This is a genomic window from Billgrantia antri (assembly GCF_019430905.1).
Classification (GTDB): domain Bacteria; phylum Pseudomonadota; class Gammaproteobacteria; order Pseudomonadales; family Halomonadaceae; genus Halomonas; species Halomonas antri.
The window spans coordinates 71,066-95,829 of record NZ_JAHYCA010000007.1 but is presented as its reverse complement, the minus strand read 5'-3'; the positions used below and the strand labels follow the sequence as shown (position 1 = coordinate 95,829).

Genomic DNA, 24,764 nt, shown 5'->3' with positions numbered 1-24,764 from the left:
TGAGGAGAGCGACGGTCCGACGCTTCGGCACCGTCGGCGGCCAGCTGTCTTTATCAAGGGCGCGAGCGCAGCAATTAATCAGCCTTTCCTCAGGGCTTGCCTTCCTGCTCCGGAAACCTCAGAGGCGTCAGGCTCTTCTTGACCGCCTTGAGCTGCTCGGCGAGCTTCGGTCCGCGGGTCTTGGCCACGCCCACGGCGAGCACGTCGACCAGCACCAGGTGAGCGATGCGCGAGCTCATCGGCGTGTAGATCTCGGTGTCCTCGTGTACGTCGATGTACAGCGGCAAGGTCACCTCCTCGGCCAGCGGCGAGCCGCTGGGGCACAGGCCGATCACCGTGGCACCGGCCTCGCGGGCCAGGCGCACGCTGGCCACCAGGGCACGGGTACGACCGGTCTGGGAGATCGCCACTACCACGTCGCCCTCCTTGAGGGTCACCGCCGACATGTTCTGCATGTGCGGGTCGGCGTAGGCGGCAGTAGAGATCTGCAGGCGGAAGAACTTGTGCTGGGCGTCGAAGGCCACCGCACCCGAAGCACCGAAGCCGTAGAACTCGACCCGGTTGGCCATCGCCAGGGCCTGGATCGCCCGGCTCATGGCATCGTTGTCGAGCCGATCGCGCACCGACAGCAGGGTGCCCACGGTGGAGTCGAAAATGCTCTGAGAGAATTCGGCGACGGAGTCGTCATCGTTCATCGAGAACTGGGCGAACTGGCTTCCCGAAGCCAGCATCTGCGCCAGCTTGAGTTTGAAGTCTTGGAAGCCATTGCAGCCCAATGCACGACAGAAGCGCACCACCGTCGGCTCGCTGACCTTGGCCTCCGTGGCCAAGTCGACGATGCGCATGTGGATGACTTCATCGGGATTACGCAGCACGAAGCGCGCCACTTTCTGCTCGGAGCGGCGGAAGTGCTCCATGCGGCGTCTCATTTCATCGAACAGGGCGCGGCTCACGCTGAACTCCTTGGTTGCTGAACCCAGGGCTTCAGTATGCCTGATCCGATCCGCTTGGGGGAGTTTCCGCCCCACTGGCAGGCATGGCCCCTACCTAGCGTGTAATGATCACTTCGTCATGAAACTGTCAAGTGGGGTATAGTAAAGATACTGTGATTTGATCTTGCACCAGAGAAGATAAGGCACAGAAGAAGAAGGGAGGATCGATCATGAGTAAGGTCGAGCGGGTCACTTCCGTCAAGAACGAACTTCTCGACATCTTCATGAGCATCAATGTCGCCGAGCACGAGAAACGCTCCCGCAGCGCTGCTCAACGCAACCTTCGCGCCCGACGCGGCATCGAGCTGCATCAGGAGTTCAAGCAGCTGGAGCGCGACATCGCCGATCTCGCCGACGAAGAGAAACACTGACACGGCCGCCTTCCTGCGGCCGCTCGCGACCTCCTACGCCAGGCCCCGTCACCCGGGGCCTGGGGGGAAGTTTTAGCCCAGCAGTGAATGCAGGAACACCGCTACCACGCCCAGCGGCGCCACATAGCGCGCCACCACGAGCCACAGCGACTCGCTGCTGCCGGAGAGGTTGAGTTCGGCGGCCACACTCTGGCGATCCAGGCACCAGGCGACGAACACGATCGCACCGAGCCCCGTCAACGGAAGCAGGATCTTGCTGGTGAAGGTATCCAGCAGATCGAAGATATTGAGCCCCAGAATCAAGAACTCACCCAGCACATTGAACGAGAGCAGGGCGAGGATACCCAGCGCCCAAACCGCCACCCCGCTGACCAGGGTAGCCACGACGCGCGAGAGCGGCGTGCGCTCCTCGATGAACTCTACCACCGGTTCCAACAGCGAAATGGCCGAGGTCAGAGCGGCGAACGTCAGCAGCAGGAAGAACATCAGTCCCAGCAGAGTGCCGCCCGTCATGTTGCCAAACGCCAGTGGCAGGGTAACGAAGATCAGTCCCGGTCCGGAGTCGAGATCCAGCCCATTGGCGAATACGATGGGGAAGATCGCCAGGCCCGCCAGTAGGGCGATGCCGGTGTCGAGGAGAATGACCGTGCGCGCGGTGCCCAGCAGATTGACCTCCTCGCCCAGGTAGGAACCGTAGGCCATCATGATGCCCATGCCCAGCGACAGGGTGAAGAAGGCCTGCCCCATGGCGGCCAGCACCACCTCGCCGTTGATGGCTCCCCAGTCGGGCCGGAACATGAAGGAGAGGGCCTCGCCGAAGTGGCCCGTCGTCATGCCGTAGCCCACCAGCACCAGCATCAATATCACCAACGCCGGCATCATGGTACGCACGGCACCCTCGAGCCCCTTGGTCACGCCGCGGGCGACGATACCAATGACCAGAACCATGAAGACGGTATGCCACAGCAGCAAGGTCGCGGGGCTGCCCAGCATGCCGGTGAAGACTCCGCCGATGCCGTCAGCATCCTGGCCGCTGAACGTACCGCTGATCGACCCCAGCGTATAGGAGAGCGACCAGCCGCCAATCACGCTGTAGAAGGAGAGGATCAGGAAGGCGCCGAGCACCCCACTGACGCCCACCAGCACCCAGGCGGGCAAGTGTCCGCCACGCCGAGCCAGATCGGACATGGCGTTGATCGGGTTCTCCTGACCGCGCCGACCAATCAGCCATTCCGCTACCAGAATGGGCAGGCCGATCAGGGCGATACAGAGCAGGTAAACCAGGACGAAAGCCGCCCCACCGCTCTCGCCCACCATATAGGGAAATTTCCAGATATTGCCCAGCCCGACCGCCGAGCCTGCGGCCGCGAGCACGAAGGTCATCTTGGATGACCATTGTGCATGTACGAGTTTAGACATGACTCACCTGTTGTTGTGTATCTGGTCGTTGATATTCCTCAAGCGCAAAAACTTGGTAGATAGACGGGTTTTTGGCTCGAATGTCGGCAAATCTATCTGATCAGACGCTCGAACGCCAGCGCGAGGGCATCAGAACAGGCGTGCCTGCCGTTCACCGGCAAAATCACCCAGCGGCGGCAGGCCGATATCGCTGGCAAGCGCTTGATAGAGTTCACGGGCCAGCTGCGGAGCCTGCCGGTTGTCGGCGGTATGCACAAAGAGAAAAGGGGTTTTCCCCTGATTTATCCACAGCTTGATCTGAGCAACCCAAGGCTGGAAATAATGCTGGTTGATCGCTTCATCCAAGTGGCCGATGAAGCGGATCAGCGGCTGCTCTCCCGTGGAAAGCACGTGTAATGGGCATCTTGGCTTTTCATTCTGAGCGTGAGCCAGCGCCGGACTGCCCTCCGCCGTCGTCGAGAAGAGCGGGCGTACGTCGAGCATGGCGCGGTCGGCGCCGTAAGTTATCAACAGGCGGTTCAAATTAACTTCGGCCGTCCCCTTGTGGAAAAACTCGGGGTGGCGAACCTCCACGGCACAAGGGATCCCGTTCGGCCAGCGGGATAGCAATGCCTCGAGGCGAGAGAGTTCGGAACCGCCAAAGTCCCGAGGCAACTGAACGAGCAGTGGGCCCAGGTGGGAATGCAGCGGCAGGAGTGCATCGAGAAAGGCGTCGACATCGGCCTCGACGTCGCGCAGACGCTTGCCATGGGAGAGTGCTGCCGGCAACTTGAAGCAGAAGCGAAAGTGCGGGGGAACCATGCGCGCCCATGCCGCTACCGTCTCCGCCCTGGGCGCACCGCTATAGAAGGTGGTGTTGCCCTCCACCGCAGGAAAGACCCGGGCATAGTCATTCAGCCAGCCTTCCTGTCCCGCGTAGGGTGGGTAAAGGGAGCCACACCACTCGGCGTTGGCCCACATGGGCAATCCCAGATAGAGTCCGGGCAACCTCGACATCTTCTCTCTGCCTATACCGTCCGTTGGCTTCACCGTGCCGGGGTGGTGGATGCAGCGCTCTACCCCGGCAGCAACGATCCGACGCCAGGCTGCTCAGAACTGGCCCAGCAACCACTCGCCGGGTTCGCCGTTCATCAGCAAGCGGCCATCCTGAAGCCGTAGATTCAAGGAATAGCGATCCCCATCCTCGCGACGCACGACGCCAAGGTCCAGCATGGGCTGCAAGCCTTCGGCAACCGTTTCCTTGGCCATTGCTTCGAGTTCGTTACCCGAGATCATTCCACCATACTGCTGCCGGAGCGACTCGCGAGCGACCTTGTGCAACAGCAGTGCGGAAGCATTCACGCTCAGGTCCAAGCGATTTTCCGGCGCCAGCAGCCTGCGCTGATCGAGGGCGGAAAAGCTCTCGAGGTCAAGGTCCGCTTCCAGCGTCATGGCGGCATCCGCATCGCCGATGCTGAATGTCACTGGCTTTAAGTTGAAGGCAGAACGACCCGCCACCAGCGCCTCGCCGGCGTTTTCCATGCGCTCGAAAACCGGCAACACGGCCTCAGGATCGTCCAACTGAAAACGGTCGATGGCGTCATAGATCAGACTCCACAGCGTATCGTATTCCGTACGCGGTAGCTGACCGTAGCTCGACTCGAAGTGGAATGCGATGGGCTCATCCATACCTTGGATGCGCAGGTCGCGGGTTGCGGCCAACTGGGTCAGCTGGAATTGCGTCTCGGATTCCGGCTCCACGCCCAACCCGTAGCTCACGCTCTGAGCCGTCAGGCCCGGCAAGCCCTGTTCACGCAGCGACACTCCATCAAGGGCAAGATCGAGCTGGCCATACCAACTGCTCTCGCCGTGGCGAGATGCCGCGAAATCGGCATCGAGGCCTGCCATGGCCAAGTAGAGATTCGGCGCCTCGGACTCGAAGCCCTGCATCTCGAAATGCGTCGTGACGTGCTCGAAACGTCCCTGTTCGTCGAAAAGAAGTTTGATTTCGACGCTCTGCCCTTCGATCCGGGAGTCGCTCGCCTGGTCGAAATCGCGGCTTTCCGTCAGCATCGGGGCATCGTCTGAGCGAAACGTGATTTCGCGCAGGACGCCTTGGGGAAAGGCGGCTACGACAGTCGACGTCGAGCCCTCGAAGGTATGGATGGCGGTGGGCTCCTCCAGCCGAGCCTGACCCAAGCGCCCAGTGCTACGGTATTCGCCGCTGCCCGGGTCGAAGCGAAAGTCGCCACCCAGGTACTCGGCGGCATAACGCATGTCCAGCCCCGCATCGGTGAGTAGCGGGCCGGCGACCAGCGCCATTTCCATGGGCGCCCATTCGCCCCGTACCACCCGATCGAAACCGACGCGTGCGTCATAGTGGGAGAGTGCCGCCCCCTCTTCCCACTTGACCAACTGCTCGAACAGCCAGCCCGATGCCTCGGCTCGTCCTTCGAGGCTGGCCAAGGCGCCCATGAAGGGACCATGAGAAATCCGGTCGTTGACGACGATCCTCAATGGTTCCCCCTCGAACTCCAGCGCCGTCTGCGACGTTAGAAACCGCTGGTACGCTTGGGCAAATTCCGGTTCGAGAGTGAGCTCATAACTGGCTTGCGCCTGGAACCAGTCACGCGTGTAAGTGAGGTTTTCAACCCGGATATAATCGAAGTTTTCCCATTGCTGTAGATAACCGGTATATTGCCGTTCTATCTGGTGCCCCATCCAGTAGGGGGCTCCCAGGCCAGCGATTATCGCTACCCCTACGGTGACCGCCACCGATTTCTTCAGGCCACTCCCCCGTTGATTCTGTCCTTTCCCCACGTCGATGTCCTTTTCTCGTTTTTCGTTAAAGGGAAGTTAGCCAACAATAAGCCAAGCTTATTGCTGGTTAACTTCACGCACGAAGTTTAACGACAAGAAACGAGGAAAGTAAGTTGATTTACACGAGGGTCATTCCACCGTCACCGACTTGGCCAGATTACGCGGCTGGTCGACGTCGGTGCCCTTGAGTACCGCCACGTGGTAGCTCAGCAGCTGCAGCGGCACGGTATAGAGGATCGGTGCCAAGGCATCGTGAACATGCGGCAACCGCAGCACCCTGACCCCCTCTTCCTCCGCCAGGCCCACCCCCTCGTCGGCAAAGACGAAGAGTTCGCCGCCCCGCGCCTTTACTTCCTGGAGGTTGGATTTCAGCTTGTCGAGCAGCTCGTCATTGGGGGCGACCGAGATCACCGGCATCTCGCCGTCGACCAGTGCCAGCGGACCGTGCTTGAGCTCGCCGGCCGGATAGGCCTCGGCGTGGATGTAGGAGATCTCCTTGAGCTTGAGCGCGCCCTCCAGCGCAATCGGGAAGTGCGCACCACGCCCGAGAAACAGTGCATGATGCTTCTCGGCGAAGGCGGTCGAGAGCGCCTCGATGGCGCCGTCCAGCTTGAGCACACGACTCACCAGCTGCGGCAGGCCGCGCAGTCCGGCCACCACGTCGGCCTGGGTCTCGGCGGCCAGCCCCTTGACCCGCCCCATGGCCAGAGTGAGCAGCATCAGGGCCGTTAGCTGGGTGGTAAAGGCCTTGGTGGAGGCAACACCGATCTCGGGGCCGGCCTGGGTCATCAGCGTTAGATCCGATTCGCGCACCAGAGAACTGCCTGGCACGTTACAAATCGCCAGGCTGCCGAGATAGCCCCGCTCGCGGGCGAAGCGCAGCGCAGCCAGGGTGTCGGCAGTCTCGCCGGACTGCGACAGGGTGACGAACAGGGTATTGTCGGGTACCACCACCGTGCGGTAGCGATACTCCGAGGCCACCTCCACCTGAACGGGTATCCCGGCATAACGCTCGAGCCAGTAACGCGCGACCAGGCCAGCGTGGTAGCTGGTGCCACAGGCCACGATGTGCAGCTGTTCGACCCGAGCGAAGAGTGCTTCGGCATCGGGCCCGAAGCACTCGGCCGGCACCGAGTGCTCGCCCAGCCGCCCTTCGAGAGCCGCCGCAATGACCGCCGGCTGTTCGTAGATCTCCTTCTGCATGAAGTGGCGATATTCGCCCTTGCTGGCGGCGCCGTCGCCGTGTTCGAAGGTCTGCACTGCGCGCCGTACGGCCTGCCCTTCGGCATCGAAGATCTCGACTTTACCACCGGCCGAGAGGCGAACCACATCGCCTTCCTGGAGGTAGATGAAGCGATCGGTGACCTGCAGCAGCGCCAGCGGATCGGAACCGAGAAAAGCCTCGTCGATCCCCACCCCCACCACCAGCGGGCTGCCCTTGCGCGCGCCGACGATGACATCGGGCTCGTCGGCGTGTACCACTGCCAGCGCGTAGGCGCCTTCAAGGCGCGCCAGGCCGCGTTGCACGGCGGTCAGCAGACCCTCGCCGCGCTGGTACTCGCGATCCAGCAGGTGCGCGACCACCTCGGTGTCGGTCTGCGAGGAGAAGGTATAGCCGGCCGCCTGAAGCTCGCCTCGCAGCAGCTCGTGGTTCTCGATGATGCCATTGTGCACCAGCGCCAGACGCTCACCCGACTGATGAGGGTGAGCATTCTCCTCGCTGGGCTTGCCATGGGTGGCCCAGCGGGTGTGGGCAATGCCGCAACGCCCCGGCAACGCCTCCTCCTCGAGTATGGCCTCGAGAGCGGCCACCTTGCCCAGCGCCCGGCGGCGGTGGAGCTCGCCGGTGGCGCCCAGCACGGCCATGCCGGCCGAGTCGTAGCCGCGGTACTCCAGTCGCCTGAGGCCCTCGAGCAGGATGCCTTCCACGTTGCGCTCGGCAACGGCACCAACGATTCCACACATGACGATACCTCGCGCTTGCTTCAGTCTCGAGTTTTCTTGGTGGGCCGTGCCCAGTCGGTCTTGCCGATCTGGCGTCCGCGGGAGACGGCCAGGGCGTTATCGGGGACGTCCTTGCTGATGGTCGATCCGGCACCGATCGTGGCGCCACGGCCGACGTTGACCGGGGCGACCAGAGCGGTATTCGAGCCGATGAAGGCATCATCGCCGATATCGGTACGATGCTTGTTGGCGCCGTCGTAGTTGCAGGTAATGGTGCCGGCACCGACGTTGACGTCGCGTCCCAGCCGCGCATCGCCCACGTAGCTGAGGTGGTTGATCTTGCTGCCCTCGCCCACCTCGGCGTTCTTGGTCTCGACGAAGTTGCCTACCTTGGCCCCCACCGCCAGGCGAGTACCGGGCCGCAACCGGGCAAAGGGCCCGATGCGGTTGCGCCCCGCCGCCACGGCACCCTCGATCACGCTGTGAGGTTCGATCACGCTCTCGGCGCCGATATGGCTATCGCGAATGACGCAGTGCGCACCGATACGCACGCCCTCGCCCAGCTCCACTTCGCCCTCGAAGACGCAGCCGACATCGATTTCGACATCGTGCCCGCACGTCAGGCGCCCGCGCACGTCGAGGCGCGACGGATCGAGCAGCGCCACTCCCTGGGTCATGAGCGTCTCGGCGATATGGCGCTGATGGGCGCGCTCCAGACCCGCCATCTGCAGGCGGTTGTTGACCCCTTCGACCTCGAGCGGATCGGCAGGTTGGGCGGTGGCTATGACGACTCCCTCGGCAGCGGCCATGGCGATGATATCGGTCAGGTAGTACTCGCCCTGGGCGTTGTCGGCAGACAGCCGCGGCAGCCAGCGCTTCAACTGGCTGGCGGTCATGGCCATGATGCCGGTGTTGCATTCATGGATCGCCAGTTCTTTCTCGCTGGCATCCTTCTGCTCGACGATGGCCACCGCCTGGCCGCGCTCGTTGCGCAGAATGCGACCGTAGCCGGTCGGGTCGTCCAGCGTCACGGTAAGCAGCCCCATACGCGACTCGTCCACCTCTTCCAGCAGCGCCGCCAGGGTCTCTCGCCGGATCAGCGGCACGTCGCCGTACAGCACCAGCACCTTGCCATCGCCGAGCCCTTCCAGTGCTTGGGCCACCGCGTGCCCGGTACCCTTCTGCTCGGCCTGCAGCGCAAAGCGCACCGGATACTCGGCGAGCGCTTCGCGAACCCGTTCGGCACCGTGGCCGACCACCACGTGGAGACGATCCGCCTCGAGTTCCCGCGCGGTGTCGAGAACGTGGCGAACCATTGGCTTGCCGGCCAGGCGATGCAGGACCTTGGGCAGGGTCGAACGCATCCGCGTGCCCTGCCCGGCGGCCAGAATCACTACGTCCAGGGTCATCTGTGACTCCTTGTCCAATCAATTGGCTCCAGTTCGTCGGGGCCCGGCGTCTCGCCCGACCTCATGGCAAGCAGGCTTCCCGCCCCTTGGTGGGGTGGCTCAGCGCACCTCCAGGCCCATCTCGTCGCTCAGTTCGGCACTCACGTAATCGGCGAAGGCGGGGCTCGCCAGGCTGCTCCAGCCCTCATCCTCGCGCACCAGCAGCAATACCTTGAGTCCCTGCTCGCGCGCCAGCGCCAGGCCTTCCTCCTCGCCCAGCACCATCATCACCGTGGCCCAGGCATCGGCCCAGGCGTTGGAGGGATGGAACACCGACGCCGACGCCACACGGTGCTCGATGGGACGCCCGGTGCGGGGATCAATGGTGTGCGAGAAACGTTGCCCACTCTCTTCGAAATAGTTGCGATAGTCACCCGAGGTGGCCACCGAGATATCGTGCAACGGCACGATATGCGTGGCCTCCTGGCGATCGTCGAGGGGCGCCTCGATGCCGATGCGCCAGGGCTCGCCGTCGCCATCGCGATAGCCCCGCGTAATCAGATCGCCGCCGAGGTTGACCAGATAGTGCTCGACCCCCTCGGTATTCAGGTAGGCGGCGACCCGGTCGGTGGCGTGCCCCTTGGCCACGCCGCCGAGATCGACGAACACGTCGCGCAGCCGCCGCGCCTGCAGGGCAGTCTCGTCGACCTCGATGCTGTCGGGTCCGATCTCGGCCAGGCGCGCCTGTAGCGTCTCGTCCTCAGGCACCTCGCGCGGCCGCGCCTCCGATCCGAAGCTCCACAGGTTGACCAGCCCACCCATGGTGACATCGAAAGCGCCGCCGCTCGCCTCGGCCACCGACTGGCTGATCGCCAATACCTCGATCAGCTCGTTGGAGAGTGGCTGCCACTCCCCGAGCGGCGCCTGGTTGAAAGCCATCAACTCCGAGTCGTCGCGGTAGATCGACATGCTCGCATCCACCTGCTCGAGCACCTCGACCAGCCCCTGCTCCAGGTCACGCGCCTGTCCCTGGGTCAAGCTGTCGGCGATGGTCACCTGATAGAAGGAGCCAAAGATGCTTCCCTCCAGGCGAACCGGCGACGACAGCGGACGATCGCTCTCGGAGCAGCCGGCGAACGCCACCAGGCACAGCAGCACGACCACTATAGAACGCAGCTTAAGGTTCATGGTAACAGGACTCCTCGACAAGTAGGCATTGGCTACCAGAAGATCCACAGCAACCAGAGGCCCAGCACGACGCGATAGACGACGAAGGGCTGCATGCCGATCCGCTTGATGAAGGCAAGAAAGTAGTGGATGCAGAGATAGGCACTAAGACCCGACAGCAGAACCCCCGTGATCAGTTGGGTCCAATCGATGACCTGCGGCTCCTGCATCAGGTCGACGATCTCCAGTCCCGAGGCGAGGATGATCACCGGAATGGACAGCAGGAACGAGAAGCGCGCCGCCGACTCACGGCTCAATCCCAGCAATAGGGCGGCGGTGATGGTGATGCCGGAGCGTGAGGTGCCGGGGATCAGCGCCAACACCTGGAACAAGCCGACCAGCATGGCATGATGCAGCGTGAGCTGGTACTCGCTGAGGTCCTGGCGTGGCTTCCAGTCAGCGTAGGCCAGCAGCAGGCCGAAGCCGATCAGGCCACCCGCAATCCAGAACGGTGAGCGCATGCTGACTTCGATGTAATCATGCAGAGCAAAGCCGACCACACAGACCGGGATCGTGGCCAGCAATACCCACCAGGCCAGACGCGCATCCGGATCGACGACTCGACCGTGCCGGGCGCTGCCGAGCGTCGTCGCCCAGCTCAATACCATGCGCCGCAACTCGGCACGAAAATAGATGACCACGGCCATCAGGCTACCCAGGTGCATGGCGACGTCGAAGACCAGCCCCTGGTCGGTCCAGTCGGTCAGCACCGGCACCAGGATAAGGTGAGCGGAGCTGGAAATCGGAAGAAATTCGGTCACTCCCTGGATCACAGACAGCACAACGACCTGCAGCCAATCCATGTGGCATCTCTCCTCACGGCAAACGTCTCGCACCACGGCAACGCAGCGAGCACGAAAAGGAACGCAGAGAGGATACACGGCCCCTCATCGCTTGTCCGCCGTCTCACGATGACGACAGGGTGCCCACGCTCCCGGGGCCCGCATGCTCTGCGACGCTCCTCGTCACTGCCTGGTGGCAACCGGCGTGGCGTGTCGCAAAGCGGGAACGGGCTCGGCTGCTATGCCCCGGTCAGCACCGAAGTGGCGATGGTGAAGTAAATCAATACGCCGCTGGCATCGATCAGCGTGGTTACCAGGGGCGCCGAGGCCGTGGCCGGATCCCAGCCGATGCGATTGAGAACGAAAGGCAAACACATGCCAAGCAGGCTACCGAACAGCACGATGGTCACCATGCTGGTGGCCACGACCATCGCCACCGCCTCGCCACCGCGCATTACCCCGATGGGAGCGACCGCCAGCGCCATGGTCAGGCCCAGCGAGCCGGCCACCAGCAATTCACGCCCGAGCAGCTTGCTCCAGTCCTTGACCCCGACATCGCCGGTGGCCATGCCACGCACCATGAGCGTGGCCGCCTGGGCGCCGGCGTTGCCACCGCTGCCGATCAGCAACGGCAGGAAGAACACCAGCGCTACCTGGGCGGCAATAGTGTCTTCGAAATAGGCGATACCGGCACCGGAGAACAGGTTGGCGAACACCAGCAGTACCAGCCAGGTCACCCGCTTGCGATACAGGCTCCACAGCGGCACCCGGCTGACGCCGTCTTCCAACTGGCCGATGGACATCCCCTTGTGGAAGTCCTCGGTGGCCTCCTCCTCGGCCACGTCCATGGCATCGTCGTGGGTGACGATGCCCACCAGACGCTCGTCGGCGTCGGTGACCGGCACCGCCAGCATGTCGTAGCGGGCCACCAGGCGGGCGACTTCTTCCTGCGCCTCGTCCACCGCGACACTGATAACGTCCTTGATCATCAGGTCGTCGACCCGGGCGCCCGGGCGCGCCACCATCAGCTGGCGAAGCGACAGCGTACCCGCCAGCTTGCCCTCCGGGTCGATGATGTAGAGCTGGTAGACCGTCTCGGCATCGGGAGCGGTCTGGCGCACCCGCATCATCGCCTGGGACACGGTCATGCCGCTGGGAATGGCGACGTAGTCCGAGGTCATGATCGCCCCGGCGGTGCCCTCCTCGTAGCTGGCCAGACGCTTGAGATCCTCGCGCTCCTGACGCGCCATGCGCCGCAGCAGTACCTCCTGGCGATCCTCGCCAAGCAGGTTGAACAGGTCGGCACGTTCGTCCGAGCCCATCTCCTCCAGCACCGAGAGCAGCACCTCGTCGGACATGGCCTCGGCCACCTCGAGCTGCACCTCGCCGGGGAGGTAACCCAGCACGTTGGCACGGCGCTCCAGCGGTAGGCAATCGAGCAGCTTGAGGACGCTGGGGAGATCGTCGTCGTCCTCGGCCATCTCCTCCAGAATCTCGGAAAGATCCGCCGCACGCAGCTCGGGGAGCCATTGGTCGAGGCGTTCGCGGTCCTCCTGCTCGAGGGCAAGGATCAGGGTTTCCTTGTGTTCCTGCAGCTGTTCGCTCAACGACATGGCGTTCTCCTGGGGATCCCGCCGTGGGAAGCGTCACCACGGCAAGGCAGCGTGAGGGGGGCGCGGACACTCCCGATGACCGTTCGCTCATGATAACAGAGACGAAAACGCCCCCCGAACGGCGTTCGGGGGGCGCTTCGTGGCAGTCAGGCTGGAATCAGCCCCTGCCGCCCTTCTTGCGCAACTGCTGGATGGTACGCAGCTGGGCCACGGCTTCCGCGAGTTCAGCGGCGGCACGGGTATAGTCCATCTCCGCCGATTTCTCGTTGAAGGCGCGCAACGCATGCTGACGAGCCTCCTCGGCAGCGGCCTCGTCGAGGTCGCTGGCCCGTGAGGCCGAATCGGCCAGCACGGTCACCACGTCCGGCTGCACTTCGAGGAAGCCGCCTGACACGTAGTAGTTCTCCTCCTGGCCACCGTCGTGAATCACACGGATGGGGCCCGGCTGCAGCTCGGTCAGCAAAGGCGCGTGACCGGGCAGGATACCCAGGTCACCCATGATGCCCGAAGCCACGATCTGCTCGATCTCACCGGAGAAGATCGAGGCCTCGGCGCTGACGATGTTGCATGTGAAGCTTTTCGCCATAGCGAAGTCCCCCAGTGGACGGGATTACTTCATCTGGTTGGCTTTCTCGACGGCTTCGTCGATGCTGCCCACCATGTAGAAGGCCTGCTCCGGCAGATTGTCGTACTCGCCGTCGAGGATGCCCTGGAAGCCGCGAATGGTCTCCTTCAACGGCACGTACTTGCCCGGTGAGCCGGTGAAGACTTCGGCAACGAAGAACGGCTGCGACAGGAAGCGCTGGATCTTCCGCGCGCGGGCCACGGTCTGCTTGTCCTCGTCGGACAGTTCGTCCATGCCCAGGATCGCGATGATGTCCTTGAGCTCCTTGTAGCGCTGCAGTACGCCCTGCACACGACGGGCGGTGTCGTAGTGCTCCTCGCCAACGACCAGCGGGTCGAGCTGGCGCGAGGTGGAGTCCAGCGGATCGATGGCCGGATAGATACCCAGCTCGGCGATCGAACGCGCCAGTACCACGGTAGCGTCCAGGTGGGCGAAGGTGGTGGCCGGCGACGGGTCGGTCAGGTCGTCCGCGGGAACGTAGACCGCCTGCACGGAGGTGATCGAGCCCACCTTGGTGGAAGTGATTCGCTCCTGCAGAACGCCCATCTCCTCGGCCAGGGTCGGCTGGTAGCCCACTGCGGAGGGCATGCGGCCCAGCAGTGCAGATACCTCGGTGCCAGCCAGGGTGTAACGATAGATATTATCGACGAACAGCAGCACGTCGCGGCCTTCATCGCGGAACTTCTCGGCGATGGTGAGGCCGGTCAGGGCCACGCGCAGACGGTTGCCCGGCGGCTCGTTCATCTGACCGTAGACCAGAGATACCTTGTCGATGACGTTCGACTCGGTCATCTCATGGTAGAAGTCGTTACCTTCACGGGTCCGCTCGCCCACGCCGGCGAACACGGAGTAGCCGCTGTGCTCGATGGCGATGTTGCGGATCAGCTCCATCATGTTGACGGTCTTGCCCACGCCGGCGCCGCCGAACAGGCCAACCTTGCCGCCCTTGGCGAACGGGCAGACCAGATCGATCACCTTGATGCCGGTCTCGAGCAGCTCGTTGGAAGCCGCCTGCTCGGCATAGGTGGGGGCCGGACGGTGGATGGGCATGCGCTCCTGCTCACCGATGTCACCGGCCTCGTCGATCGGCCGACCGAGCACGTCCATGATACGACCCAGGGTCTCCTTGCCCACCGGCACGGAGATGGGCGCACCAGTATTGGCCACGTCCATGCCGCGCTTCAGGCCCTCGGTGGAGCCCATGGCGATGGTGCGTACCACGCCGTCGCCCAGCTGCTGCTGGACTTCGAGCACGGTCTCGGAGTTGGCGACGTTGAGCGCGTCGTAGACCTTGGGCACGCTGTCCCGCGGAAACTCGACGTCAATCACCGCGCCGATGATTTGTACGATACGTCCGCTCATCTTGCGATCCTCTCAAAAACCTGCAAATGAAACCTGTGTGCCGGGAAGCGCCCTCGGCGCTTCCGAGGCGCTATACGGCAGCGGCACCGCCGACGATCTCGGAAATCTCCTGGGTGATGGCGGCCTGACGGGCCTTGTTGTAGACCATCTCCAGATCGTCGATGAGGCTGCCGGCGTTGTCGGTGGCGTTCTTCATGGCGATCATCCGGGCCGCCTGCTCGCAGGCCCCGTTCTCGACCACCGCCTGATACACCTGGGATTCGATGAAACGAACCAGCAGGCTATCCAACAGCGCCTTGGCATCCGGCTCATACAGGTAGTCCCAGCTACCGGGACGCTTGTTGTCCTCGTCATCCGCATCCGCCCCCATGTCGGGAGCGAGCGGCAGCAATTGGCGAACCACCGGGCGTTGCGTCATGGTGTTGACGAATTCGTTGTACACCACGTAGAGACGATCCAACTGCCCCTCGTCGTAGGCGTCCAACATCACCTTGACGCTGCCGATCAGGTCCTTCATCTCGGGCGATTCACCCAGGCCGCTCTTGGCTGCGACCAGATTGCCGCCGTAGTTGCGGAAGAAGCCGCCGGCCTTGCTGCCCAGAGCGCAGAAGTCGAGCTCCGCGCCCTCCTTGCGCCACGCCACCGCGCTCTTCACCACGGCCTTGAACAGGTTGACGTTCAGGCCGCCGCACAGGCCGCGGTCGGTGGACACCACGATATAACCGACCCGCTTCACCTCGTCGCGCTCGACCAGATAGTCGTGCTTGTACTCGGGGTTGGCGTCGGCCAGGTGGCTTGCCACGTTGCGGATCTGCCGGGCATAAGGCTGGCTGGCCTTCATCAGATCTTGCGCTTTACGCATCTTCGACGCAGCGACCATTTCCATGGCGCTGGTGATCTTCTGCGTATTCTTGATGCTCCCGATCTGGGTGCGTATCTCTTTTGCAGCTGCCATAGCGATCTACCTCGTTCGTGGCCCTCAGAAGATGTCCATGGCCCGCCCTGACGGGCGGGCCGGCGGATTTACCAGCTCTGAGTGGCCTTGAACTGCTCGAGACCCTGCTTCAGCCCTTGCTGGATCTCGTCGTTGTAGTCGCCGGTCTGGTTGATCTTGTCGAGCAAATCGGCATGCTCGGACCTCATGTAGTCGTGCAGGGCACGCTCGAAGTCCAGCACCTTGCTGACGTCGACGTCATCCAGGAAGCCTTCGTTGGCCGCGTACAGCGACACGCCCATCTCGGCCACGGAAAGCGGCGAATACTGCTTCTGCTTCATCAACTCGGTGACGCGCTGGCCGTGCTCGAGCTGCTTGCGGGTGGCTTCGTCCAGATCGGAAGCGAACTGGGAGAAGGCCGCCAGCTCGCGGTACTGGGCCAGTGCCAGACGCACGCCGCCGCCGAGCTTCTTGATGATCTTGGTCTGGGCCGCACCACCCACGCGGGATACCGACAGACCGGCGTTGATGGCCGGGCGGATACCTGCGTTGAACTGGTCGGTCTCGAGGAAGATCTGACCGTCGGTGATCGAGATCACGTTGGTCGGTACGAACGCGGAGACGTCGCCACCCTGGGTCTCGATGATCGGCAGCGCGGTCAGCGAGCCGGTCTTGCCTGTCACTTCACCGTTGGTGAACTTCTCGACGTAGTCGGCGTTGACGCGAGCGGCACGCTCGAGCAGGCGCGAGTGGAGATAGAAGACGTCACCCGGGTAGGCTTCGCGGCCCGGCGGACGACGCAGCAGCAGCGACACCTGACGGTAGGCCCAGGCCTGCTTGGTCAGGTCGTCGTAGACGATCAGGGCGTCCTGGCCGCGGTCGCGGAAGTACTCGCCCATGGTGCAGCCGGCATAGGGCGCCAGGAACTGCATCGGGGCCGGGTCGGCGGCGCCGGAAGCGACGACGATGGTGTGCTCCATCGCGCCGTGCTCCTCGAGCTTGCGCACCACGCTGGCGATGGTCGACTGCTTCTGACCGATGGCCACGTAGACGCAGATGACGCCCTTGCCCTTCTGGTTGATGATGGTATCGACGGCGATGGCCGACTTACCGATCTGACGGTCGCCGATGATCAGCTCGCGCTGGCCGCGGCCGATCGGCACCATGGCGTCGATCGCCTTGAGGCCGGTCTGGATCGGCTGATCCACCGACTGACGCGTGATGACGCCCGGGGCGACCTTTTCCACCGCGTCGGTCAGCTTGGCGCCGACCTCGCCCTTGCCGTCGATGGGGTTGCCCAGCGGATCGACCACGCGGCCGACCAGCTCGGGACCCACCGGCACCTCGAGGATGCGACCGGTACAGCTGGCGGTCATGCCCTCTTCGAGCTGGAGGTAGTCGCCCAGCACCACGGCGCCCACGGAGTCGCGCTCGAGGTTGAGCACCATGCCGTAGATGCCGCCGGGGAATTCGATCATTTCGCCGAACATCGCGTCTTCGAGGCCGTGAATACGCACGATGCCGTCGGAGACACTGACGATGGTGCCCTGGTTACGGGCTTCGGATGCGACATCCAGCTTTTCGATACGCTGCTTGATGATGTCGCTGATCTCGGAAGGATTCAGTTGCTGCATGCCATGTCCCTCAGACTCAAGCGGTAAGAGCTTCGGAGAGGCGGTTCAATCGACCGCGCACCGACCCGTCGATGACGGTGTCGCCGGCGCGCAGGATGACGCCCCCGATAAGCTTCGGATCCACTTGAGTGGTAATGGAGATTTCGCGATTCAGCCGCTTCTTGAGCGCGCCGGCGAGCTTGTTCTGCTGCTTGTCGTCGAGCGCATAGGCCGAGACGACGGTGACCTCGACGCGCTGGTCATGCTCGGCGCGCAGATAGGCGAAGCGCTCGGCGATCGCGGGAAGCGCCGCCAGTCGGCCCTTCTCGCCCAGTACGCCGAGGAAAGCCTTGGCCGAGTCGTCGAGCTTGACCTCGGTCAGCTCGATGAGCATGGCCACCTTACGCTCGGGCGCGAAGCGCGGGCTGGACAGCAGCTTCTGCACGTCGCGTACGGCGACGGCCTGGCCCAGCTTGTCGAGCCACTCGGACCAGCTGTCCAGCGCCTGATGATCGCGTGCGTGCTCGAACGCTGCTCTGGCGTAGGGTCGCGCGACGGTGGAAAGTTCCGCCATGGATCACCTCCTCACAGTTCGGCGGCAAGCTTGTCGAGCAGCTTGCGATGCGCCTTCTCGTCGACGGAGGCTTCCAGGACACGCTCGGCACCCACCACGGCAAGGCTGGAGACCTGGGCCCGCAGCTCGTCCTTGGCACGCTGGACTTCCTGGTCGATCTCGGCACGCGCGCTGGCGATCATACGCTCACCCTCGGCACGGGCCTGCTCACGGGCTTCCTCGACCATCTGCGCCGAACGCTTGTTGGCCTGCTCGAGAATCTGCGAAGCCTGCTCCTTGCTCTCGCGCAGCGTCTGGGACGCCTGCTCCTGGGCGAGCTCGAGGTCACGTGACGCCCGGCTGGCCGCATCGAGCCCCTCGGCGATCCTCTTCTGGCGCTCATGAAGCGCGGTGCTGATCGGCGGCCACACATACTTGATACAGAACCAGACAAAAATCGCGAAGGCGATCGTTTGCCCGATAAGCGTCATGTTGATATTCACGGGTATGTACCTCTGACGGGTTCGTGGCGACCGGAAACGAGCAAACCGAGCGCCTCGGCGCTCGGCAGGTCGTTAACCGGCAACGACGAAGATCAGGTACATCGCGATACCCACGCCGATCATCGGCACGGCGTCGAGCAGACCGGCCATCAGGAAGGTCTTGGTCTGCAGCTGGTCGCCGAGTTCGGGCTGGCGAGCGGTGGACTCCAGCAGCTTGCCACCGAGCAGGGCGAAGCCGATACCGGTACCCAGTGCGCCCAGACCGATCATCAGAGAGGCGGCGAGGTAGATGTAATCCATGATGTGCTCCTAGTTTTCAAGTTGACTTTCAAGGGGTTGTGGGTTGGTGAACTGCAAGTTGCTCGTTTCAATGGTGCTCGTGCGCAGCGCTGAGATAGACCACGGTGAGCATGGTGAAGATGAAGGCCTGAAGCGTGACCACCAGAATGTGGAAGATGGCCCACGGCACGTCGAGCAGCCAGATGGCCCAGAACGGCAGCAGGGCGATCAGGATGAAGATGACCTCACCGGCGAACATGTTGCCGAACAGTCGCATCGCCAGGCTGAAAGGCTTGACGACCAGGCTCACTATCTCGAGGACCAGGTTGAACGGGATCAGCAGCCAGTGGTTGAACGGCGTCAGCGAGAGCTCGCGGGCGAAGCCGCCGACACCCTTGACCTTGAAGCTGTAGTAGAGAATCAGCAAGAACACGCCCAGCGCCATGCCTAGCGTAGCGTTGACGTCGGTGGTGGGCACGATCTTCATGTAGTCGACGCCGAGGCGTACGAACAGCTCGGGGAAATAGTCCACCGGGATGATCTTCAGCGTGTTCATGAGCAGGATCCACACGAACAGCGTCAGTGCCAGCGGGGCGATGATGGGGTTCTTGCCGTGGAAGGCGGAGCGCACCAGGCTCTCGATGAATTCGATGACCATCTCGACGGCGTTCTGCAGCCCGCCGGGCACGCCGGTGGTGGCGATCTTGCCGGCCTTGCGGAATATCCAGATGAACAGCAGGCCCATGGCGATCGACCAGCCCATGGTGTCCAGGTGAATGGCCCAGAAGCCCATCTCGCGGGCCTCTTCGGCGGAATGGGCGAATGACCAGCCGTTCTCGGGGTGGCGCCCGAAGGTCAGGTTCTGGAGGTGATGCTGGATATAGGACGCTGCCGTAACTTCGCTACCTGCTGCCATGCTGTCATTACCTCGATTCAGGAGCCGGTCTTTCACGCTTGAACCAGGGCGCGAGCCAATGCGTGAACAGAACCGCCACGTATGCGACAAAGAAGAAAATCGGGTTTGAGGGGGGCACTGCCGCGAACACCGCGGCCAGCAGTGCCACCGTCAAACCGAACTTTCCCGCCTCGGCCCGGTACAGATTCGAGACGAAACGGCTCGCTTGCCTGCCTCCGCGTACCGAACCGATGCGCCAGGCGAAGTAGAGGGAGGGAATCAGGCCAACCAGCCCACCCATCAGCGCCGACAGAGCGCCTGCGCTTCCCGCTAGCAACGCACCGAGGGCCGACACCGACATGGCCGCTGCGCCCTGCCACCCCAGTAGACGGGTGGTGCTGATACGCTCGCGTTGGCGGCTTGGGTGTCTGTGCATCGAATGACAGTCCTGCCCGACAATCACAGGGCATGAGGGCCATCTGAACCTGGCTGGTCGCCCAGGCAAACAACGGCGGATTATAGGGAAGCCCCTTGGCCGGTTCAACCAAACTCGGCGCTTTTCGCCCGCGAATGGTGCAGCTTTGCGACCAAAGAAGCAATGATTGTCGACAGAGGAGCGGACCTCAGCGGATGTGCTCGAGAATGCCGTCGAGTTCGTCCAGGCTGGAGTAGCGTATCGTCAGCCTGCCCTTGCCGCCACGACCGTGTTGAATTCTGACCGGGGCGCCCAGCAGTTCGCCGAGCTTGGTCTCGAGGCGCGCGACGTCAGGACTCTCGGCCACACTCGCGGTCTTTTTCACCTCGCCCTGGGTCAGACGCTTCACCAAGGCCTCGGTATCGCGCACGGTGAGATCCTTGTTGACCACTTCGTGGGCTGCGCGACGTTGCTTGGCCCCGGAAAGGGCAAGCAGGGCCCGAGCGTGCCCCATGTCCAGGTCGCCGCGCTCGAGCAGGGTCTGCACTTCGGGGTCGAGCGCCAGCAGGCGCAGCAGATTCGCCACCTGAGCGCGCGACTTGCCCACCGCATCGGCGACCTGCTGCTGGGTGAGTTCGAACTCCTCGAGCAGACGCTTGAGCGCCATCGCCTCTTCCACCGGGTTGAGATTTTCTCGCTGGATGTTCTCGATCAGCGCCAGCGCCAGTGCGACCTCGTCGCTGACTTCGCGGATCACCGCCGGAATGGTGTCGAGTTCGGCCAGTTGCGCGGCTCGCCAGCGCCGCTCGCCGGCAATGATCTCGTAGCGGGCCTCGCCGATGGGCCTTACCACGATGGGCTGCATGACGCCCTGGGCGCGGATCGAGTCGGCAAGTTCCTCCAGCGCCTCGGGCTGGATGTCGCGCCGCGGCTGGTACTTGCCGCGAGAAAGCTGGCCCAGCGGTAGACGCTCGAGGCGTTCCTCGGCACCGTCGACAGCGGCTTCGGCAGGCTCGCCCGTGTCGCCGGGCAGCTCGACTACCTCGGGCAGTTCGAGACTCTCGCGGCGACGGGCGCCGGCACCGATCAGGGCATCCAGGCCACGGCCCAGGGCGCGTTTACGCGTCATCAGCTTTCCCTCATCACGAAAATCGGTCATGACAGGTGTTGGCCCGGCGCACTACAGCGACAGGCGACGAATCAGTTCCTTGGCCAGGACCCGATGGGCCTGACTGCCTCGGGAGAAGCGTGCGTACTTGGTCACCGGCAGGCCGTGGCTCGGTGCCTCGGCCACGCGCACGTTGCGCGGGATCGTGGTCTTGAGCAGCGCCTCGCCGAAGTAGTCGCGCAGCTGCTTGCTGACATCGCGGGTCAGGCTGTTGCGCCCATCGAACATGGTACGCAGGATGCCATAGATCGCCAGCTCCGGATTCACGCTGTCCTTGATCTGTTCCACGGTATCGAGCAACGCAGAGAGCCCCTCGAGGGCGTAGAACTCGCACTGCAGCGGGATCAGCACGCCGTTGGCGGCCGTCAAGGCATTGACGGTGAGCATGTTGAGCGAGGGCGGACAGTCGATCAGTACTACGTCGTACTCTCCGGCGACGCTGCCCAGGGCCTCGGTCAGGCTGCGTTCGCGTCCCTCGGCGCGGTCGAGCAGTTCCACCTCCGCGGCCGTCAAGTCGCCATTGCCTGGCAGCAGCGAGTACCCCGCGGTGGGGCAGTCGAGCATCACCTCGGGAGCACTCTTCTCGCCCAGCAGCAGGTCGAGTACGCTGCCCTCGAGCGCATGCTTGTCGATACCGCTGCCCATGGTGGCGTGACCCTGCGGGTCGAGGTCGACCAGCAGCACACGGCGATCCAGTGCGGCCAGGCTGGCCGCCAGGTTGACGGCGGTGGTGGTCTTGCCCACGCCGCCCTTCTGGTTGGTCAAGGCGATGATTTGGGTCACGGGCGACTTCCTTGCGTCGACGGCGCGCTCAAGGGCGGCCTGGGTTGGAATCGGTTCGCTCGACGATCAACAACTGACGCTCCCCCGCGGTGAATGGCACCTCGAGCCGGTGGCGTTCGCGCACGATCAGCCCGGCCTCCAGAGCGGCCAGCTCCTCGTCGGCGGCCGGCCCCTTCATGGCCAGCCAGTGCCCGCCCGGCGCCAGCAGGTGATCCGTCAGCTGCACGAAATCGGCCAGGCTGGCGAAGGCCCGCGAGATCACCTGGGCGTAGCCGCCCGTCGGCGGTTCGAAGGCCTCGACCCGGGCCTGCACCGGCGTGACATTGCCAAGACCGAGCTCCATCATCGCCTGACGCTGGAAGCGCACCTTCTTGCCATTGCTGTCGAGCAGCGTAACCGAGAGGTTCGGCTGCAGGATCGCCAGTACCAGCCCTGGCAGGCCGGGGCCGGCGCCGACGTCAAGCAGAGCCCCCCCGTCGATGAAGGGCAGAACCGCCGCGCTGTCCAGCAGGTGCCGTGCCACCATCTCTTCCGGTGAGCGTATCGCCGTGAGGTTATAGGCGCGATTCCACTTGTGCAACAGCCCGACCAGACGCAGCAGGCGGTCCCGCTGTACCTCGTCGACAACGATGTGCATGGCGCTCAGGCCGGCGTCGAGGCGTGCTGCCACCTGCGGTGTCACACCGTCACTCATCCGTTAGCCACCCGCGACTCGTCGAGCAGCCGACGCTTCTTGAGATGGATCAACAGGATAGACACCGCCGCGGGCGTCACACCGGAGATCCGCGACGCCTGCGCCAGGGTCGCGGGACGTGCCTCGGCGAGCTTCTGGCGGATCTCGTGGGAAAGCCCCTCGACCAGGGTGTAATCGAGATCGGTCGGCAGCGGCGTGGCCTCGTGGCGCTTGAGCTTGTCGATCTCGTCCTGCTGACGGTCGATGTAGCCCTGGTACTTGGCCTGGATCTGGACCTGTTCGGCCACCGCCTCGTCGTCAACGGGCTCGCCGGTGAGGTGGGCCACGTCGCCATAGCCCAGTTCGGGACGCTTGAGCAGGTCGAGCAGGCTGTACTCGCGGGCAAGCGGCTTGCCGGTCTTCTCCTCGATGGAAGCCGCCGCTGCACTGCCGGGCTGCACCCAGCTGGCCTTGAGCCGGGCGCTTTCGCGCTCGATCGCCTCGCGCTTGACGCTGAACGCGGCCCAGCGCGACTCGTCCACCAGGCCGAGTGCACGCCCGGCCTCGGTCAGGCGCAGGTCGGCGTTGTCCTCGCGCAGCAGCAGCCGGTATTCGGCGCGCGAGGTAAACATGCGGTAGGGCTCCTTGGTACCGAGGGTGATCAGGTCGTCGACCAGCACGCCGAGGTAGGCCTCGTCGCGGCGTGGCCACCACGCCTCGAGCCCCTTGGCGCGACGCGCAGCGTTGAGCCCGGCGAGGAGCCCCTGGGCACCGGCCTCCTCGTAGCCCGTCGTTCCGTTGATCTGCCCGGCGAAGAACAGGTTGTGGATAAATTTGGTTTCCAGCGAATGCTTGAGATCCCGCGGATCGAAGAAGTCATACTCGATGGCATAGCCGGGCCGGGTGATATGGGCGTTCTCCAGCCCCTGGATCGAGCGTACCACCTGCAGCTGCACGTCGAAGGGCAGCGAGGTGGAAATGCCGTTGGGGTAGAGCTCGTGAGTATCGAGGCCCTCGGGTTCGATGAAGATCTGATGGCTCGCCTTGTCGGCGAAGCGGTGCATCTTGTCCTCGATCGACGGACAGTAGCGCGGCCCCACTCCCTCGATCACGCCGGAGTACATCGGCGAGCGATCGAGATTGGCGAAGATGATCTCGTGGGTGCGCTCGTTGGTGTGAGCGATGTGGCAGCTCACCTGGCGCGGATGCATGTCGCGGCGGCCCAGGTAGGACATGACCGGCGTCGGGCTGTCGCCGGGCTGCTCCTCGAGCACGCTGAAATCCACGCTCTTGGCATCCAGCCGCGGCGGCGTGCCGGTCTTGAGCCGGTCGACCCGGAACGGCAACGCACGCAGGCGCTGGGCGAGGGCATTGGAGGGGGGGTCACCGGCACGGCCGCCGCGACTCTGCTCGAGGCCGATGTGGATCACCCCACCGAGGAAGGTGCCGGTACACAGCACCACCGTTTCGGCATGGAAGCGAATACCAGTCTCGGTGACCACCCCGCGCACCGTGTCGTTTTCCACCAACAGATCTCCCGCCGCCTGCTGAAAGATCGTCAGGTTCGGCTGGTTCTCCAGCATGCCGCGGACGGCGGCCTTGTAGCGCACACGGTCGGCCTGGGCGCGGGTGGCACGCACGGCGGGCCCCTTGCGCGCGTTGAGCACGCGGAACTGGATGCCGCCGAGATCGGTGGCCAAGCCCATGGCGCCGCCCAGCGCATCGATTTCCTTGACCAGGTGGCTCTTGCCGATGCCGCCGATGGCGGGATTGCACGACATCTGCCCGAGGGTCTCGATGTTGTGGGTCAGCAGCAGGGTCTGACAGCCCATGCGGGCGGAGGCCAGAGCGGCTTCGGTTCCCGCATGGCCGCCGCCGATGACGATGACGTCAAAGCGGTCGGGATACTCCAAGGTGCACCTCGTTGCGCCAGCGCGCGGATGTTGCCAGTGACGAAAAACAGCCTGCCAGTATAAACGTCCTGTGGGTAAGCGTCAGGGTTTTCCACACCGCCTTCGTCCAAGCCTCCCACTTTCCCTCCAGATAACCAAAACAGAATATCTAAAAAGAAAGAAGTTCTGCTGTGGTTGTGATTACTGGTGTGGACAATATCTGTGGATAAGCCGTAGAAGGTATTTAATTTCAATGCTTTGTTTTGTTAACTTCTATGCGGAGAAGAGGGTGACGAGCTGAGGGTAGCCGGTGTGGGGGCTGTGGATGAATGCTGGCCTTTTCCACAGCGCGAACGCTACACCTTTTTTCCACCGTTGCCTACCGGGCTTGTCACCGTGACTGTGAACAGTCGCGGTAAGCGAACGAGAAGTCGACAACCACGCATCTGAGGCGGCAGATTCGGGTGAACAGAATTTTTTTTATCCACAGGCCAAAAAAATAGGCCCTGTCGTATTCGACAGGACCTGTCAGAC

23 protein-coding genes are annotated in these 24,764 nt (G+C 63.6%); 1 reads left to right on the top strand and 22 read right to left on the bottom strand.

The window, feature by feature from the left end:
• Window positions 1-89: 89 nt before the first annotated feature.
• Window positions 90-953: a transcriptional regulator HexR gene (hexR, locus tag KPL81_RS17520; protein ID WP_197448998.1), complete on the bottom strand. Its 864-nt coding sequence runs from the start codon at window positions 951-953 to the stop codon at window positions 90-92.
• A 209-nt stretch (window positions 954-1,162) separates the two neighbouring features.
• Between hexR and KPL81_RS17515 the strand changes: the two genes are divergently transcribed.
• Window positions 1,163-1,363 carry a PA3496 family putative envelope integrity protein gene (locus KPL81_RS17515; RefSeq protein ID WP_111415152.1) on the top strand — a complete coding sequence of 67 codons (201 nt, stop codon included), beginning with the start codon at window positions 1,163-1,165 and terminating at the stop codon, window positions 1,361-1,363.
• Between the two features lie 72 nt (window positions 1,364-1,435).
• On the opposite strand, the gene KPL81_RS17510 is transcribed toward KPL81_RS17515, so the two are convergent.
• The 21 genes from KPL81_RS17510 to mnmG all read right to left on the bottom strand — a co-directional run bounded on the left by KPL81_RS17510 (window position 1,436) and on the right by mnmG (window position 24,251).
• Window positions 1,436-2,782, bottom strand: coding sequence for a sodium-dependent transporter (locus KPL81_RS17510; protein ID WP_219793276.1), 1,347 nt, complete (start codon window positions 2,780-2,782; stop codon window positions 1,436-1,438).
• A 129-nt stretch (window positions 2,783-2,911) separates the two neighbouring features.
• Window positions 2,912-3,778, bottom strand: coding sequence for a DUF72 domain-containing protein (locus KPL81_RS17505; protein ID WP_219793275.1), 867 nt, complete (start codon window positions 3,776-3,778; stop codon window positions 2,912-2,914).
• Window positions 3,779-3,871: 93 nt separating this feature from the next.
• Window positions 3,872-5,581 (bottom strand): DUF945 family protein, encoded by a 1,710-nt coding sequence (locus KPL81_RS17500; RefSeq protein ID WP_219793274.1) that lies wholly within the window; start codon window positions 5,579-5,581, stop codon window positions 3,872-3,874.
• A 129-nt stretch (window positions 5,582-5,710) separates the two neighbouring features.
• Window positions 5,711-7,546, bottom strand: a complete 1,836-nt coding sequence (gene glmS / locus KPL81_RS17495; RefSeq protein ID WP_219793273.1) for a glutamine--fructose-6-phosphate transaminase (isomerizing) — start codon at window positions 7,544-7,546, stop codon at window positions 5,711-5,713.
• Between the two features lie 20 nt (window positions 7,547-7,566).
• Complete coding sequence (gene glmU, locus KPL81_RS17490; RefSeq protein ID WP_219793272.1) at window positions 7,567-8,934, bottom strand: bifunctional UDP-N-acetylglucosamine diphosphorylase/glucosamine-1-phosphate N-acetyltransferase GlmU; 1,368 nt, start codon at window positions 8,932-8,934, stop codon at window positions 7,567-7,569.
• 99 nt (window positions 8,935-9,033) lie between these two features.
• Window positions 9,034-10,101, bottom strand: coding sequence for an FAD:protein FMN transferase (locus KPL81_RS17485; protein WP_219793271.1), 1,068 nt, complete (start codon window positions 10,099-10,101; stop codon window positions 9,034-9,036).
• Window positions 10,102-10,133: 32 nt separating this feature from the next.
• On the bottom strand, window positions 10,134-10,943 hold the full coding sequence (locus tag KPL81_RS17480; protein ID WP_219793270.1) for an undecaprenyl-diphosphate phosphatase: 810 nt from the start codon (window positions 10,941-10,943) through the stop codon (window positions 10,134-10,136).
• 218 nt (window positions 10,944-11,161) lie between these two features.
• Window positions 11,162-12,535 (bottom strand): magnesium transporter, encoded by a 1,374-nt coding sequence (gene mgtE / locus KPL81_RS17475; RefSeq protein WP_219793269.1) that lies wholly within the window; start codon window positions 12,533-12,535, stop codon window positions 11,162-11,164.
• Between the two features lie 157 nt (window positions 12,536-12,692).
• Window positions 12,693-13,121 (bottom strand): F0F1 ATP synthase subunit epsilon, encoded by a 429-nt coding sequence (locus KPL81_RS17470; protein ID WP_209475041.1) that lies wholly within the window; start codon window positions 13,119-13,121, stop codon window positions 12,693-12,695.
• Window positions 13,122-13,145: 24 nt separating this feature from the next.
• Window positions 13,146-14,522: a F0F1 ATP synthase subunit beta gene (gene atpD / locus KPL81_RS17465; RefSeq protein WP_209475043.1), complete on the bottom strand. Its 1,377-nt coding sequence runs from the start codon at window positions 14,520-14,522 to the stop codon at window positions 13,146-13,148.
• A 70-nt stretch (window positions 14,523-14,592) separates the two neighbouring features.
• The gene (atpG, locus tag KPL81_RS17460; RefSeq protein ID WP_219793268.1) at window positions 14,593-15,477 is read right to left on the bottom strand and encodes a F0F1 ATP synthase subunit gamma; all 885 of its coding nucleotides are present in this window, start codon (window positions 15,475-15,477) and stop codon (window positions 14,593-14,595) included.
• A 68-nt stretch (window positions 15,478-15,545) separates the two neighbouring features.
• Window positions 15,546-17,090 carry a F0F1 ATP synthase subunit alpha gene (gene atpA, locus KPL81_RS17455; protein WP_219793267.1) on the bottom strand — a complete coding sequence of 515 codons (1,545 nt, stop codon included), beginning with the start codon at window positions 17,088-17,090 and terminating at the stop codon, window positions 15,546-15,548.
• A 16-nt stretch (window positions 17,091-17,106) separates the two neighbouring features.
• Entirely contained in the window at window positions 17,107-17,643 is a 537-nt protein-coding gene (locus KPL81_RS17450) for a F0F1 ATP synthase subunit delta (RefSeq protein ID WP_219793266.1), read from the bottom strand.
• Between the two features lie 11 nt (window positions 17,644-17,654).
• The gene (locus KPL81_RS17445) at window positions 17,655-18,125 is read right to left on the bottom strand and encodes a F0F1 ATP synthase subunit B (RefSeq protein ID WP_219793265.1); all 471 of its coding nucleotides are present in this window, start codon (window positions 18,123-18,125) and stop codon (window positions 17,655-17,657) included.
• A 72-nt stretch (window positions 18,126-18,197) separates the two neighbouring features.
• Window positions 18,198-18,425 (bottom strand): F0F1 ATP synthase subunit C, encoded by a 228-nt coding sequence (atpE, locus tag KPL81_RS17440; RefSeq protein ID WP_104203122.1) that lies wholly within the window; start codon window positions 18,423-18,425, stop codon window positions 18,198-18,200.
• A gap of 67 nt (window positions 18,426-18,492) precedes the next feature.
• On the bottom strand, window positions 18,493-19,320 hold the full coding sequence (atpB, locus tag KPL81_RS17435) for a F0F1 ATP synthase subunit A (protein WP_209475053.1): 828 nt from the start codon (window positions 19,318-19,320) through the stop codon (window positions 18,493-18,495).
• 7 nt (window positions 19,321-19,327) lie between these two features.
• Window positions 19,328-19,735: an ATP synthase subunit I gene (locus tag KPL81_RS17430; protein ID WP_219793264.1), complete on the bottom strand. Its 408-nt coding sequence runs from the start codon at window positions 19,733-19,735 to the stop codon at window positions 19,328-19,330.
• Window positions 19,736-19,922: 187 nt separating this feature from the next.
• Window positions 19,923-20,843 (bottom strand): ParB/RepB/Spo0J family partition protein, encoded by a 921-nt coding sequence (locus KPL81_RS17425; RefSeq protein ID WP_209475057.1) that lies wholly within the window; start codon window positions 20,841-20,843, stop codon window positions 19,923-19,925.
• Window positions 20,844-20,894: 51 nt separating this feature from the next.
• Window positions 20,895-21,665 carry a ParA family protein gene (locus KPL81_RS17420; protein WP_209475058.1) on the bottom strand — a complete coding sequence of 257 codons (771 nt, stop codon included), beginning with the start codon at window positions 21,663-21,665 and terminating at the stop codon, window positions 20,895-20,897.
• Window positions 21,666-21,693: 28 nt separating this feature from the next.
• Window positions 21,694-22,359 carry a 16S rRNA (guanine(527)-N(7))-methyltransferase RsmG gene (gene rsmG, locus KPL81_RS17415; RefSeq protein WP_219793263.1) on the bottom strand — a complete coding sequence of 222 codons (666 nt, stop codon included), beginning with the start codon at window positions 22,357-22,359 and terminating at the stop codon, window positions 21,694-21,696.
• A complete protein-coding gene (gene mnmG / locus KPL81_RS17410; protein WP_219793262.1) occupies window positions 22,356-24,251 on the bottom strand; it encodes a tRNA uridine-5-carboxymethylaminomethyl(34) synthesis enzyme MnmG in 1,896 nt (631 codons plus the stop codon). The genes rsmG and mnmG overlap by 4 nt, the downstream gene beginning before the upstream one ends.
• Window positions 24,252-24,764: the final 513 nt, after the last annotated feature.

What these genes read in the sequence shown, in the direction of transcription:
- KPL81_RS17515 (WP_111415152.1), top strand. Translation starts at nt 1,163, where the DNA reads ATGAGTAAGGTCGAGCGGGTCACTTCCGTCAAGAACGAACTTCTCGAC.
- KPL81_RS17510 (WP_219793276.1), bottom strand. Translation starts at nt 2,782, where the DNA reads ATGTCTAAACTCGTACATGCACAATGGTCATCCAAGATGACCTTCGTG.
- KPL81_RS17505 (WP_219793275.1), bottom strand. Translation starts at nt 3,778, where the DNA reads ATGTCGAGGTTGCCCGGACTCTATCTGGGATTGCCCATGTGGGCCAAC.
- glmS (WP_219793273.1), bottom strand. Translation starts at nt 7,546, where the DNA reads ATGTGTGGAATCGTTGGTGCCGTTGCCGAGCGCAACGTGGAAGGCATC.
- glmU (WP_219793272.1), bottom strand. Translation starts at nt 8,934, where the DNA reads ATGACCCTGGACGTAGTGATTCTGGCCGCCGGGCAGGGCACGCGGATG.
- KPL81_RS17485 (WP_219793271.1), bottom strand. Translation starts at nt 10,101, where the DNA reads ATGAACCTTAAGCTGCGTTCTATAGTGGTCGTGCTGCTGTGCCTGGTG.
- KPL81_RS17480 (WP_219793270.1), bottom strand. Translation starts at nt 10,943, where the DNA reads ATGGATTGGCTGCAGGTCGTTGTGCTGTCTGTGATCCAGGGAGTGACC.
- mgtE (WP_219793269.1), bottom strand. Translation starts at nt 12,535, where the DNA reads ATGTCGTTGAGCGAACAGCTGCAGGAACACAAGGAAACCCTGATCCTT.
- KPL81_RS17470 (WP_209475041.1), bottom strand. Translation starts at nt 13,121, where the DNA reads ATGGCGAAAAGCTTCACATGCAACATCGTCAGCGCCGAGGCCTCGATC.
- atpD (WP_209475043.1), bottom strand. Translation starts at nt 14,522, where the DNA reads ATGAGCGGACGTATCGTACAAATCATCGGCGCGGTGATTGACGTCGAG.
- atpG (WP_219793268.1), bottom strand. Translation starts at nt 15,477, where the DNA reads ATGGCAGCTGCAAAAGAGATACGCACCCAGATCGGGAGCATCAAGAAT.
- atpA (WP_219793267.1), bottom strand. Translation starts at nt 17,090, where the DNA reads ATGCAGCAACTGAATCCTTCCGAGATCAGCGACATCATCAAGCAGCGT.
- KPL81_RS17450 (WP_219793266.1), bottom strand. Translation starts at nt 17,643, where the DNA reads ATGGCGGAACTTTCCACCGTCGCGCGACCCTACGCCAGAGCAGCGTTC.
- atpE (WP_104203122.1), bottom strand. Translation starts at nt 18,425, where the DNA reads ATGGATTACATCTACCTCGCCGCCTCTCTGATGATCGGTCTGGGCGCA.
- atpB (WP_209475053.1), bottom strand. Translation starts at nt 19,320, where the DNA reads ATGGCAGCAGGTAGCGAAGTTACGGCAGCGTCCTATATCCAGCATCAC.
- KPL81_RS17430 (WP_219793264.1), bottom strand. Translation starts at nt 19,735, where the DNA reads ATGCACAGACACCCAAGCCGCCAACGCGAGCGTATCAGCACCACCCGT.
- KPL81_RS17425 (WP_209475057.1), bottom strand. Translation starts at nt 20,843, where the DNA reads ATGACGCGTAAACGCGCCCTGGGCCGTGGCCTGGATGCCCTGATCGGT.
- rsmG (WP_219793263.1), bottom strand. Translation starts at nt 22,359, where the DNA reads ATGAGTGACGGTGTGACACCGCAGGTGGCAGCACGCCTCGACGCCGGC.